This window comes from Kribbella sp. NPDC051620 (genome assembly GCF_044453825.1).
Lineage (GTDB): Bacteria > Actinomycetota > Actinomycetes > Propionibacteriales > Kribbellaceae > Kribbella.
Map to the genome: position 1 here is coordinate 549,875 of NZ_JBITDB010000003.1, position 11,862 is coordinate 561,736.

The following is an 11,862-nucleotide window of genomic DNA, read 5'->3' on the forward strand; positions in this document are numbered from 1 at the left end:
GTAGTCAGCCCAGCCGACGCACCCGACGCAGTAAGTCAGCCCAGCCGACGCACCCGACGCAGTAAGTCAGCCCAGCCGACGCACCCGACGCAGTAAGTCAGCCCAGCCGACGCACCCGACGCAGTAAGTCAGCCCAGCCGCCGTACCGGACGCAGTGAGTCAGCCCAGTCGGAGTGCCAGAAGCAGTTAGTTAGCCCGGGCGGAGTACCGGAAGCAGTGGGTTAGCCCAGTCGGCGTACCGGACGCAGTGGGTTAGCCCAGTCGGCGTACCGGACGCAGTGGGTTGGCGCAGCCGGTGGGTGGGAGTGGGTCGGGGCCGCGGGTGGTCAGCGGTTGCCGCGGCGGCCGGGGCGGCGGGTGGGGGGGACGGCTGGGATGCGGCGGGTGCGGGAGCCGCGGCGGTCGGCGTGGCCGGTGCCTTCGGTCCAAGGGGTGACGGGGCGGGCCTCGTCCAGGTCGATGACCTTGGGGAGGGGTGGGAGGAAGGAAGGTGGGGTCAGGGCGGGGACCGGCTCGACTCGGCGGCCGGCTTCGCCGGTCTCGTCGATCAGGTGCTCAGGTGCGTTGGCGCGGAGGCCGCCCTGCCGTTCGACCGATCCGCCCAGCTCGTCGCCTCCGCCCAGCTCGTCAGACGAATCCGGGCGGACCTTGGCGCGGGCGGCTGCTTCTTTGCTGACCAGGGGTTTCGGTCGCAGGACAGCGGCCGGTGCCGGAGCGACGTACTTCTTCTTCGGCAGTTTTGTTTTGAGGTCGATGCCGAGCGTGCTGATCAGTCCACCGATCACCACCACCATCACCGCGACCGCGACCACCAGGCAGGCGGCGAACAGGACCGACTGTCCGCCCGACTTCCAGTCCGACGGGTCGGTCCGGCGCATCGCCGCGATCATCGCCACCAGGATGGCGTTGGTGATGCCGACGGCAACGGTTGCCGCGATCGTCCAGACCAGCACGCGGCGTTCCAGTTCGACGTCGTCGGCCGCCGCGACCAGACCGGCGATCAGGCCGGCGAGCACCGGAACGGTGTAGACCATGGCCAGCCCGAGGCCCGGGTTCGCAGCGAGATAGAAGACGTCGAAGACGAGCGCCGTACCGGCCAGCGCGGCCGCGAAGCAGATCACCATCGGCGGGTAGAACCGCACGATGGCCACCGCGTCGGCAGGCACCGTCCTGATCATCCGGAACGCAGAAACGTCAGTACTCCGTTACTAGAGAGGGTTTCACTGCTCATTGTGCAGGTACCCGGCGCCGGTGGTCACAATCGACAAGGGCGAGTTGGCAACGAAGTACCACGGAAACGCAGAAGGCGCGCACCCCGCGAGGGGTGCGCGCCTTCTAAGCCGATCGGCCGCGGCTCAGGCCTTCTTGGCGATTCCCGCCATCAGGATCCGCTGGTACGGCTGCAGCTCGTCGACGTCCGGTACGTCGCCGTCCGGGTCCTCCGGGAACCAGCGGGCCAGGAAGTCCAGGCCCGGCGGCACCAGCGGGAGGCCGAGGAAGTGCTCGGTGATCCGCTCCGGGGTCCGGATCCAGCCGTTGCCCAGGCTCTCCAGGCCGGCCTGCTCCATCGCCTTCTGCAGCGGCTCGCCGGTGTCGACGAAGTCGGTGATGAACAGGTAGCTGCCCGGGGCCAGCGTGTCCATGATCGTGCGGACCCACTCGTCCGGCAGTTCGTCGTCGTGGAAGTGCATGTGGAGCCCGACCACCATCAGCGCGATCGGGCGGTCCCAGTCCAGGTGCGCCTTGATGTCCTCGTTGTCGAGGATCTCCTTCGGCTGCCGCAGATCGGCGGTGACGACGATGGTGCTGTCGTTGGTCGCCAGCAGCGCGCGGCCGTGGGCGAGCACGATCGGGTCCTTGTCGACGTACGCGACCTTGGCGTCGGGGTTGATCTCCTGGGCCGCCTGGTGGGTGTTCTTCTGTGTCGGCAGGCCGGAGCCGATGTCCAGGAACTGGTCGATCCCCGCCTGGCGCACCAGGTACTGCACGCCCTTGACGAGCGCGTCCCGGTTCTCGATCGCGCACCGGCCAGCGTCCGGAACGTATTTCAGGTAGGTCGCCGCGCCCTCGCGATCGGCAGCGAAGTTGTCCTTGCCACCGAGCAGCGCGTCGTACACGCGGGCGATGGTCGGTTGGGAGGTGTCGAACTCCGGAGCGGGATCCGGGCTGTCGGGAGTCGCCATCGGCGCAGCCTTTGTGTCGTAGGGAATCGTTGCCGCCATCGTAGTGCATTTGCATACCAGCGGCAGCCTGGTCCGGCCCTTCCTGGAGTGTTCCGGAACCGATTTAACACAGCCCGCACACCCGCCTGATTTCTCAACGGGAAGACCCCTGCCGGAGTTACGCCGAATGCCCGGCAGATCGTCGTCCGAACACCCGACAACACCCTCCCGCGACCCCGAAATCGGTCACGCAAAGCGATGTAACGGGCCCCTCCAACGGGCGTTTGAGCACGGTGGGTAGTGGACCGGACACATCGCCCTTCAGCGTGTACGATGCAAATGCAAGCCCAAATGCACGTGCATATGCCAAAGACGTACGGAAGGTGCAGCTGATGACTGCTCTCTACAACGGCATGCCCGCCGACGCGATCGACGAGCTGATCTGGCGGAAGAGTCAGCGGAGTGGCCCGAACGGCAACTGCGTAGAGGTGGCGAAGCTTCCTGGCGGCGGTGTGGCGATGCGGAACTCGCGTCACACGGACGGACCGGCGCTGGTCTTCACCAAGGCCGAGATCGAAGCATTTCTCGGTGGCGTTCACGACGGCGAGTTCGACGACCTCGCCTGATTCGTTCCACAGAGCGAGGGGCCCCTTCACCAGGCGAGTGGTGCGGGGGCCCCTTTCTATTGCCGACGCTGTCTGTTGCGGACGCTGCCTGTTGCCGACGCTGCCTGATACCGATGCTGGCTGATACCGGCGCCGCCTGTTACGGGCACCGCGTGATCCGGTCGCGGCCGGCACAAGATTCCGTTGCGACATGCCGGCGCGCGCGATCACGGCGTACCGGCTGGTCTTCGGCAGAGCACAGCAAAGGCCGGCCCTCCGCTAGGAGGCCGGCCTTTTGCTGTACTACTGCTGCCAGTACTGCCTGCTGCTACTGCCTTTACTGCACAGTGAGCGGCCAGAGCTGCTCACTGGGGAGCTCAGAGGCACCCGCGGTCGCCGCACCGTCCACGGTGATCCGCAGACCGGTGAACTTCGGCGTCATCACCCGCTGGTAACGCGAGGCCCGGTCGGGCTCCGCGACGTACTCGGCGATCAGGTGGTCGCCCAGCCAGATCCGCACCATTTTCCGTCCTCCCGCTCGTTCGGTGGTCATCCCAGGCTCACGATCGGATCGCCGTCCAGCAGGCGCTCGCCGCGGAGCCAGCCCTCGAAGGCCCAGCGCTGCTGCTCGGGGCAGCGCGCCACCAGTTCCTGGATCTCCCGCTCGGTCAGCTCGCCGGGCGCTCGCTCGCCGGAAGGGCGGGCAGCGAACTCGACGGCTTCGGTGTCGTCGTCATTCATCGACTCGGGGTCCCCAACCAGTCATGCCGGCGTACCGCCCGACGGATCTGTAGAACCGGCCTGCCGGATCACGCGATGTCACTTTTCGCGAGATGCAGCTCACCTTCTGTGCATGAAGCAATCATGGCGGTCGCACGAAACGAATGCAAGCGCCCGATGCACGTGCATCCGCACGTTTTCGACTTGTGACCATCTGAAGGCTCAGCGAACCCCCTCGAGAGGCCGATTCAGGCCCCGAACGGCCCGAACTGGCTGAGCGGGAAGCGATTACCGGTACTCCGGACTGCTCGCGTGCATCCCGTCGCCGATCGGCCGGCCGTCACGCACAGTGAGAAACCTGGAATCGATGCCGTGCCGGTGGACAGCACCCACGACTCTTATGTAAGAACTTCGACAGATCACGGTCCGTCCGTGAGATGATTCGTCGGGGTGGGCAGGCCGCCGTTTGGGTTCGAGTTGGGGCGTCGGAGGTGAGTGTGACGGAGTCGGGCGCTCCAGGCGGGCCGACCGCGCTGCGGATCATCCTCGGCGCACACCTGCGGAGAATGCGTGAGGCGGCCGGGATCACCCGGTCCGACGCCGGCTGGGAGATCCGCTCGTCGGAGTCCAAGGTCAGCCGGATGGAGCTGGGCCGGGTCGGCTTCAAGGAACGCGACGTCCGCGACCTGCTCACGTTGTACGGCATCGACGACCCCGAGGAGCGCGAGCGGCTGCTTGCTCTTGCGCGCGATGCGAACAACCCCGGCTGGTGGCACCGCTTCGGCGACGTACTGCCCAGCTGGTTCCACTCCTATCTCGGGCTCGAGTCGGCGGCGCAGCTGATCCGTACTTATGAGCTCCAGTTCGTCCCGGGTCTGCTGCAGACACCGGAGTACGTCCGGGCCGTCGTCCAGCTCGGTCGCGGGCTGATCCCGGCCGAGGAGGTCGAGCGCCGCGTCTCGCTGCGCGTCAACCGGCAGGAGGTCCTGCAGCGGGCAAACCCGGTCCGCCTGTGGGCCGTCGTCGACGAGTCGGTACTGCGCCGGCCGATCGGCGGGCTGAAGGCGATGCGAATCCAGCTCGAGTCGCTGATCGAGGCATCACACATGCCGAACGTGACGCTGCAGGTGATGCCGTTCGACTCCGGCGGCCACGCAGCCACCGGCGGCGCGTACAGCATCCTGCGTTTCCCCGAGCAGGACCTGCCGGACATCGTCTACATCGAGCACCTCACCAGCGCCCTGTACCTGGACAAGCTCGAAGACCTCGACCAGTACACGGCCACCATGGAAGCCCTCTGCGTAGCCGCTCCCCCACCCAGCAAAACCCGCGACAAACTAGCCGCAATCCTCCACGACTACACCTGAACCGCTCCACCTGTGGATAACGTGACCGTTCGAGTGAGCTGAATGGATACGCTCAAGCAGGAAGGACAGGGTGGCGCGGCGGTGCGGCGCCAGCCCGTGGGATCCGCCGGTCAGGCGTTGGTGGTGATCCAGTCGAGGAACGGGGCGGTGGCGCGCCAGTCGGTGCGGATCTGGTCGGCGAGGGCTGGGGTGTGGATGATCGGCTCGAAGCCGTAGGACTTGCCGAGCGTCATCGACTTGTGGCGGAGCAGCTCGATCCGCGGGTGATCCGCGGTGTACCCGCGCGGTGTCGTCTTGAGTTTGTCGCCGCCGAGGGTCCAGCCGGCTGCTTGCAGCTTGGCGAGCAGCTTCTCGAGCTCCTTGCCCCGACGGTCCTCGTCGATGGCGGTACGAACCCGCGCCAGCCGATCGGCCGACGCCTCGTAGAACCCGGCGCCGACCCGCACACCAGGTGCCGCCACCTGAACGTAGTACCCAGTGGACGGACCGAGCGCGACGAAAGCGCCCTGCGCGGTCTTGTACGGCGTCTTGTCCTTGGCGAAGCGAACGTCACGGTACGGCCGGAAGATCTTGGCCGCTCCGAACTCGTCCTCCAGCGCAGCCAGCAACGCGACCATCGGCGCCCGGACGGACTCCTCGTAGACCTGCTTGTGCGCCGTCCAGAACGTCTTGCTGTTGTCCATCTCGAGATCGTCGTAGAAGTCCAGCGCCGCCGCCGGGAAACCGGTGAAACTCATCCCGCCACCATAGTTCGCCACCCGCGCCCACCCACCGCCCAGGTCGCGCCCGCCGACCCACCCACCCCGCCCAGGTCGCGCCCGCGAACCCACCCGCCGCCTGGGGCGCGCTCGTGAGCCGCGTCTACGCTGGGCGGTATGCGGATCGCGGTCATCGGAGGTACCGGGCACATCGGCAGCTACCTGGTCCCGGAGTTGGTGCAGGCGGGGCATCAGGTCGTCGTGCTCAGCCGCGGTGAGCGTACGCCGTACCGGGCAAGCTCGGCCTGGAATCGGGTGGAGCGCGTGCAGGTCGACCGGGACGCGGAGGACGCTGCCGGGACCTTCGGGGTCCGGGTTCGCGGGCTCGGTGCTGACGTGGTGATCGATCTGATCTGCTTCACCGAGGAGAGCGCCCGGCAGTTGGGTGAGGCGCTGCGGGGCCAGGTGCGGCACCTGTTGCACTGCGGCACGATCTGGGTGCACGGACCGAGCGCGCTCGTACCGACGCCGGAAGAAGCCGTGACGGTCCCGTTCGGCGAGTACGGGATCGCCAAGGCCGCGATCGAGCGTTACCTGCTCGGCACCGACGGACTGCCCGCCACCGTGATCCGGCCCGGGCACATCACCGGCCCGGGATGGGCGCCGATCAACCCGGCCGGGCACGTCGACCTCGGCGTCTTCGAAACTCTTGCCAATGGCAACGAACTGGTACTCCCCAACCTCGGGCTGGAGACGGTGCAGCACGTGCACGCGGCCGATGTGGCCGGCGTCTTCCTCGCCGCGCTCGCCAACCGGTCGGTTGCGATCGGCGAGAGCTTCCACGCCGTCGCCGCGGGCGCGATGACGCTGCGCGGGTACGCCGAGGGCGTGGCCCGCTGGTTCGGGCAGGAACCACAGCTGTCCTTCCTGCCATGGGAGGAGTGGCGCAAAACGGTCTCGGACAGCGACGCGGCCATCACCCTCGACCACCTCAGCCACAGTCCGCACTGCTCGATGGAGAAGGCCGCCAGACTCCTCGGCTTCCGCCCCTCGTACTCCGCGCTCGCCGCAACCCTCGACGCCGTCGCCTGGCTGGTCGACAACGGCAAGCTCACGGTGGGGTCTGTCCCGACCGACAGGACATAGTCAGCCGATCGATCGGACGCCACGCTCACACGCGCGGCAGCCGACCGCAGTACCGGGACTATGTCCTGTCGCTCGGGACAGCTCCCGGTCGAGTCGCTCGCAGTTCGGCGACCAACTCGCGGAGGGCGGTGCTGCGGGAGAGGGCTGGCGTGGTGAGGTAGCCGATGGTGCGGCGTGGGGCGGTTGGGCCGAGGGGCTCGACGGCGACTTCGGGGGCGCGGTCAGCGGCGGTCGTTTCGGGTACCACCGCCATGCCGAGGCCGTGAGCGACCATCGAGAGCAGGACGGTGTCGTCGGCTACGTTGATGGTGGCCGGGGGCAACCAATCCTGCGTGCGGAACCAGTGCCCCGTCTCGGTCGAGCAGTTCTCGGTCCAGTCGATCAGGGGCAGGGAACGCGGATCCAGGCAATCCGCCGGATGGATCAGCACGTACGGCTCGTCGAGCAGTTCGCCGCCGACGAGGCCGGCCGACGCGGGGAGACGGTGCGGGAGGTTGACGATCGCCAGGTCGGCGCGACCCTCGACCACCTCGGTCGCCGTGCCGCCGCCGACATCCCGCACAATCGATACGTCGTACGAGAGTTGTGGATGCCGAGCCGTCAACCGGGTCAATGCCGGTGGGAGCAGTTGCGCGGCCGCACTGCGAAAGGCCGCGATCCGCAAGCGGGTGTCGAGGGAGCCACCCGCGGCCGCGCGCGCGTCAGCGCGCAGTACGTCCATCAGGCGGAGCACGCCGCGGCCGTGCAGGATCGCGCGTTCGCCGGCCGGGGTCGGGCGGGCGCCGTGCCGGCCGCGGTCGAAGAGGACGGTACCGAGCTTGCGTTCGGTCATCCGGACCGAGTGCGAGACGGCCGACTGGGTCAGGTCCAGCGCCACCGCCGCGGCCGAGAAACTGCCGGCCCGTTCGACGGCGTCGAGGACGCGGAGTTCGGCGGCGGTCAGGTCCACTCGAGCAGCCTAGCCGCTTCCATGAACGGCACTCATGGAAGCGGACTGTTGCAACAAGATGCAACTCTGCAAAGCAGCACGTTTCCGGCCCTACGGTGGAACCTCCATCGACAGGACGGAACCATTCCATGCGCGCCATCCAGGTCAGTCGGTACGGTGGGCCCGAGGTTCTTGAACAGGTAGAGGTCCCAGCGCCGACCCCGGCCGCGGACGGGCTCCTGGTCGAGGTCGACGCCGCCGGAGTGAACTATGCCGACACCCACCGCACCGACGGCTCCTACACCACCATCACCCCGCTGCCCTTCATCCCCGGCTCCGAGGTCATCGGCCGAACAGGCGACGGGCGTCGAGTCCTCGCCCCGACGTTCGATGGCGGCGGGTACGCCGAACTGGCCGTGGTACCGGCCGCTGACGCCGTGGATGTGCCCGGCCCGGTCGGAGACGCCGAGGCGCTCGCCCTGCTCGTCCAAGGCCTCACCGCGTGGCACCTTCTCCGCAACAGCGCCCGCCTGTCACCCGGTGAATCTGTCGTGGTAAACGCCGCCGCCGGTGGAGTCGGTACGTTGGCCATCCAACTCGCCCGGCTGTTCGGTGCGGGCCGGGTGATCGCGGTGGCGTCGACGGAGGACAAGCGCAAGCTGGCGCTCTCGCTCGGCGCGGACGCCGCGATCGGCAGCGATCCTGACGGGTACGCGAGCAGGGTTGTTGCCGCGAACAACAATCAACCGGTCGACGTGATCCTGGAATCGACCGGCGGCGCGACGTTCAACGCCGCGCTCGGCGCGCTCGGCGGCTTCGGCCGGCTGGTCACCTACGGCAACGCCGCCCGCGAAGGCCGCCGCCCGCTCCTCGACCCCGCCCTGCTCGCCGACCACAACCTCACAGTCGCCGGCTTCTGGCTCCGCCCCGCCCTCCAACTCCCCGGCATGTACCGCGAGCCCCTCGCCGAACTCTTCAACCTGGTCGCCACCGGCAAACTCGAGCCGGTAATAGCCGAGTACCCCCTGGCCGAAGCCCGCCAAGCCCACACCGACCTCCTGGCTCGCCGCACCACGGGCAAGCTGGTACTCCGCCCCTGACCCACTACCCCCGTCGATTGCCCCTCCCCACCCGGTTACGGCCTCCAACGCCGGCGGGCGACCGGTGTGCTGAGATTCCCGCCCAGGTGCAGTTGGTTGCCGGCGGGGTTCAGAGGCTGGCGAAGAAGGCGCGGATGTCGGTGACCAGGAGGTCAGGTACTTCGAGCGCGGCGAAGTGGCCGCCACGCGGGTACTCGGTCCAGCGCACGATGTTGTTCGTCCGCTCGGCGATGTGCCGCAACGGGATGAAGTTGTCCTCCGGGAAGTCGGCGAACCCAGTCGGCGCGGTGGATACCGGCAGCGGTTGTCCCCAGTAAGCGGCGTGACTGCGCTCGTAGTAGATGCGGCCGGCCGACCCCGCCGTCCTGGTGAACCAGTACAGCGACACGTTGGTGAGCAGGTGATCCCGGTCGATCGGATCGTCGCCTGACCACTCCTCGAACTTCTCCGCGATCCACGCCAACTGCCCGACCGGCGAATCGGTCAAGGCATAGGCAACCGTCTGTGGCCGAGTCGACTGCAGCTCCGCATACCCCTGCGACTCCTTCAACCACCCCGCGAAGCGCTGCCACGACGCGACCGTCCGCTCGCGCTCCTTCGGGTCGAGCACCGCCAACTCGTCTTCCGTGGGCTCTGAGGTCGCCCCCGCCCCCGGAATCAGGTTGAGGTGCACCCCGATCACCCGCTCGGGATACAGCCGCCCGATCTCCCGAGAGATCGCCGCACCCCAGTCCCCACCCTGTACTCCGTACCGCTCATACCCAAGCCGCGCCATCAACTCAGCAAACGCCCGCGCCACCCGGACCTGCTCCCACCCCGCCTCCCGAGTCGGCCCCGACAACGTGAATCCAGGAATACTCGGCATCACCAGATGAAACGCCGGACCACCCACGCCGTACCGCTGCGGATCCGTCAACGGCCCAGCAATCTCCTGAAACTCGACAACCGACCCCGGCCACCCATGCGTGACCAGCAACGGCGTCGCATCAGCCTCCGGCGACCGCAGATGCACAAAGTGCACCCGAGCCCCATCGATCACGGTCGTGAACTGCTCCCACTCATTCAACCGACCCTCAGCCGCCCGCCAGTCATACCCATCCCGCCAGTACTCGGCCAGCTCCCGCAGATACTCCACCGGTACCCCGTACGCCCACCCAACCCCCGGCAACCCCTCCGGCCACCGAGCCACCTCAAGCCGCCGACGCAGCTCATCAACCTCAGCCTGCGAAATCTCCACCCGAAACGATTCGATGCTCATAGCAACACCCTCCCCCAGGACATCGCCCGATGCACCCGGATAACCAGCCAATCGCTCGCGGCGCTCGTAGTGCTAACCCCAGCGCTTTGCCCTGCTGGTCCTCTACGCCGCACGCCTCGCCCTGTATCGACCAGGCCCCATCGGCAAGTGAGCAGGCGATCAGCCCCGGCAGTCTGCCCGCAGAACGTGGATGAGTTGGTGTCGACCCAGCATCTCGTGCTGCTCTGAGGAACCGTGCTACTCTGAGTAGAGGAGGTGCTCAACGTGAGAAACATACCGGTCGGGGATCGCACTGGATCCGAAATAGAGCTGTTGGCAAGAGCATGGAAGGTGACTGAGGGCGAGGTTGTGGACCGCCTGCTGGACGAATTCAGACGCGACCGCACTCTTGTTCCGGCGGGATCCAGTGGCGGCGACTCTGTCCCCGTACATGCGGTATATAAGGAGATTCGAGTGGAAGGGGCATACAACCCCACCTCCCTCGCATTGACGATTACAAAGGGCCCGGGAGAAGGTCACAAGTACAGGTCACCCAGCGCTGCGGCGATCGCTGTCGTCTCCGCACTGAACCCATCAGTCAGCCCTAATCGCAACGGCTGGGGCTTCTGGACAGTTACCTCAACCGGTAAGCGGCTTCAATCCATTCGCGATGAGATGCGGTGACTTAGCATGATCAGCGCCCCATGGTCACGGAAGGACGGCTCGTGACTCGATGGATTCCACTGGGTGCCGGCGGTGCAGTGACAGCAATAGGCACCGCCTCGGGGATGCCATGGGGCGCCCTGCTCGCACTTGGACTGGCCGGTCTGGTGGTGTACGTCATCCGGGCGTATTTGCAATACAAGTTGAGCTGCAGGGCCATCGACCGAGTCGCCCGCACACACGTGGCGGATGTGATGAACGCACTAAGCAAAACATCCCCATAGGACCCCTGATCCTCCACCACCACTAGCGACAGCTGCCATCCGTAGCGGAGCCATAGGGCGGCTGCCCTACCACGTGCACCACCAGGCGCGGGAGGCGGCAGGAACGCGCCGGGCTGGTACGCCGTACCCCACCACAACCGAGCTGCACCTCAAGGCGCCTGGGGTCAGCGGACACACCCCTGCGGTCCGTGTCATCGAGAATTCATTGCCTTGTGCAACTCTGTCGTCTACTCCGGGCTCACATAGTTCAGGCTCCGGGAGCGGGGGACGAGATGGATCTGGAGCTGAGCGGCAAGCCACCCCGGGGGTTGGCCTGGCCACCGAACTCGACCCCGGGGGGCCGGGTCGTGATGGGTTTCGCCCGGACCCACCCGTACTGACCCCAAAGCCCGGGGCACCTGAGCGGACGTCACGGGCGGTTGAGGATGCGGGAGGTCAGGCGGTGACGCGGTCGCGGACTACCTTGACGGTTAGGGCGGCGGCTAGGGAGAGGCCGCCGGCTATCAGGATCAGGGTTACCAGGGTGCCTGCGTTGTTCAGGCGGGCGTCGCAGGCCATTGGGGTGATGCCGGCGGCGGGCTGGAAGACCGAGCCGCAGTCGGTGCCGGCGGCGGAGACCGAGCGGAAGCCGAGGCCGAGGCCGGCCAGCAGCAGGATCACGCCGGCGGCGATCAGGATCTTGTTGATCAGCGTCATGCCGGCACCGCTGACGATGCCTGTTCTGACGGGCATGCCGACGGCACGGCCCGACTGCCCCGTTGCACTTCGTTCACTCCTGACTTCGACCGACACCTCTCCGAACTTACGGTCCCGCGGCGTGCGAACCACGCCCGGACAGCCGTCAGCAGCGATTCTTCACACAGTCCTTACTCAGGACATACCTGCACGTGACGATGGTCTCAGAGGGCGCGACAGCCGGTGACACTGGCATCACTGTGCCAGTAACTGGACG

Annotated in this window: 12 protein-coding genes; 4 read left to right on the forward strand and 8 right to left on the reverse strand. The window is 67.2% G+C overall.

The window, feature by feature from the left end; all coding sequences use genetic code 11:
- Nucleotides 1-326: 326 nt before the first annotated feature.
- On the reverse strand, nt 327-1,166 hold the full coding sequence (locus ACIA12_RS15610; RefSeq protein ID WP_396367650.1) for a hypothetical protein: 840 nt from the start codon (nt 1,164-1,166) through the stop codon (nt 327-329).
- Nucleotides 1,167-1,355: 189 nt separating this feature from the next.
- Nucleotides 1,356-2,183, reverse strand: coding sequence for an SAM-dependent methyltransferase (locus tag ACIA12_RS15615; RefSeq protein ID WP_396367651.1), 828 nt, complete (start codon nt 2,181-2,183; stop codon nt 1,356-1,358).
- Between the two features lie 371 nt (nt 2,184-2,554).
- Here ACIA12_RS15615 and ACIA12_RS15620 point away from each other — a divergent pair, with 371 nt between their 5' ends.
- Complete coding sequence (locus ACIA12_RS15620) at nt 2,555-2,788, forward strand: DUF397 domain-containing protein (RefSeq protein ID WP_328320804.1); 234 nt, start codon at nt 2,555-2,557, stop codon at nt 2,786-2,788.
- A gap of 316 nt (nt 2,789-3,104) precedes the next feature.
- Here the strand turns inward: ACIA12_RS15620 and ACIA12_RS15625 are convergent, their stop codons facing one another.
- Together ACIA12_RS15625 and ACIA12_RS15630 are read right to left on the reverse strand one after the other, a co-directional pair.
- Nucleotides 3,105-3,290 (reverse strand): hypothetical protein, encoded by a 186-nt coding sequence (locus ACIA12_RS15625; protein ID WP_112249279.1) that lies wholly within the window; start codon nt 3,288-3,290, stop codon nt 3,105-3,107.
- Between the two features lie 26 nt (nt 3,291-3,316).
- Entirely contained in the window at nt 3,317-3,508 is a 192-nt protein-coding gene (locus ACIA12_RS15630; protein WP_363832330.1) for a hypothetical protein, read from the reverse strand.
- 476 nt (nt 3,509-3,984) lie between these two features.
- Here ACIA12_RS15630 and ACIA12_RS15635 point away from each other — a divergent pair, with 476 nt between their 5' ends.
- A complete protein-coding gene (locus ACIA12_RS15635; protein WP_396368291.1) occupies nt 3,985-4,854 on the forward strand; it encodes a helix-turn-helix domain-containing protein in 870 nt (289 codons plus the stop codon).
- Between the two features lie 110 nt (nt 4,855-4,964).
- On the opposite strand, the gene ACIA12_RS15640 is transcribed toward ACIA12_RS15635, so the two are convergent.
- Nucleotides 4,965-5,591, reverse strand: a complete 627-nt coding sequence (locus ACIA12_RS15640) for a DUF2461 domain-containing protein (RefSeq protein ID WP_396367652.1) — start codon at nt 5,589-5,591, stop codon at nt 4,965-4,967.
- A gap of 138 nt (nt 5,592-5,729) precedes the next feature.
- Between ACIA12_RS15640 and ACIA12_RS15645 the strand changes: the two genes are divergently transcribed.
- A complete protein-coding gene (locus ACIA12_RS15645; RefSeq protein WP_396367653.1) occupies nt 5,730-6,698 on the forward strand; it encodes an NAD-dependent epimerase/dehydratase family protein in 969 nt (322 codons plus the stop codon).
- 58 nt (nt 6,699-6,756) lie between these two features.
- Here the strand turns inward: ACIA12_RS15645 and ACIA12_RS15650 are convergent, their stop codons facing one another.
- A complete protein-coding gene (locus ACIA12_RS15650; RefSeq protein WP_396367654.1) occupies nt 6,757-7,647 on the reverse strand; it encodes a LysR family transcriptional regulator in 891 nt (296 codons plus the stop codon).
- A 128-nt stretch (nt 7,648-7,775) separates the two neighbouring features.
- Here ACIA12_RS15650 and ACIA12_RS15655 point away from each other — a divergent pair, with 128 nt between their 5' ends.
- Nucleotides 7,776-8,726 carry a zinc-binding alcohol dehydrogenase family protein gene (locus ACIA12_RS15655; protein ID WP_396367655.1) on the forward strand — a complete coding sequence of 317 codons (951 nt, stop codon included), beginning with the start codon at nt 7,776-7,778 and terminating at the stop codon, nt 8,724-8,726.
- A gap of 109 nt (nt 8,727-8,835) precedes the next feature.
- Here the strand turns inward: ACIA12_RS15655 and ACIA12_RS15660 are convergent, their stop codons facing one another.
- Both ACIA12_RS15660 and ACIA12_RS15665 read right to left on the reverse strand, forming a co-directional pair.
- The gene (locus ACIA12_RS15660; protein ID WP_396367656.1) at nt 8,836-9,984 is read right to left on the reverse strand and encodes an epoxide hydrolase family protein; all 1,149 of its coding nucleotides are present in this window, start codon (nt 9,982-9,984) and stop codon (nt 8,836-8,838) included.
- Nucleotides 9,985-11,345: 1,361 nt separating this feature from the next.
- Nucleotides 11,346-11,642, reverse strand: coding sequence for a hypothetical protein (locus ACIA12_RS15665; RefSeq protein WP_396367657.1), 297 nt, complete (start codon nt 11,640-11,642; stop codon nt 11,346-11,348).
- Nucleotides 11,643-11,862 lie beyond the last annotated feature (220 nt).

What these genes read in the sequence shown, in the direction of transcription:
- ACIA12_RS15660 (WP_396367656.1), bottom strand. Translation starts at nt 9,984, where the DNA reads ATGAGCATCGAATCGTTTCGGGTGGAGATTTCGCAGGCTGAGGTTGAT.
- ACIA12_RS15615 (WP_396367651.1), bottom strand. Translation starts at nt 2,183, where the DNA reads ATGGCGACTCCCGACAGCCCGGATCCCGCTCCGGAGTTCGACACCTCC.
- ACIA12_RS15620 (WP_328320804.1), top strand. Translation starts at nt 2,555, where the DNA reads ATGACTGCTCTCTACAACGGCATGCCCGCCGACGCGATCGACGAGCTG.
- ACIA12_RS15640 (WP_396367652.1), bottom strand. Translation starts at nt 5,591, where the DNA reads ATGAGTTTCACCGGTTTCCCGGCGGCGGCGCTGGACTTCTACGACGAT.
- ACIA12_RS15630 (WP_363832330.1), bottom strand. Translation starts at nt 3,508, where the DNA reads ATGAATGACGACGACACCGAAGCCGTCGAGTTCGCTGCCCGCCCTTCC.
- ACIA12_RS15655 (WP_396367655.1), top strand. Translation starts at nt 7,776, where the DNA reads ATGCGCGCCATCCAGGTCAGTCGGTACGGTGGGCCCGAGGTTCTTGAA.
- ACIA12_RS15665 (WP_396367657.1), bottom strand. Translation starts at nt 11,642, where the DNA reads ATGCCCGTCAGAACAGGCATCGTCAGCGGTGCCGGCATGACGCTGATC.
- ACIA12_RS15625 (WP_112249279.1), bottom strand. Translation starts at nt 3,290, where the DNA reads ATGGTGCGGATCTGGCTGGGCGACCACCTGATCGCCGAGTACGTCGCG.
- ACIA12_RS15645 (WP_396367653.1), top strand. Translation starts at nt 5,730, where the DNA reads ATGCGGATCGCGGTCATCGGAGGTACCGGGCACATCGGCAGCTACCTG.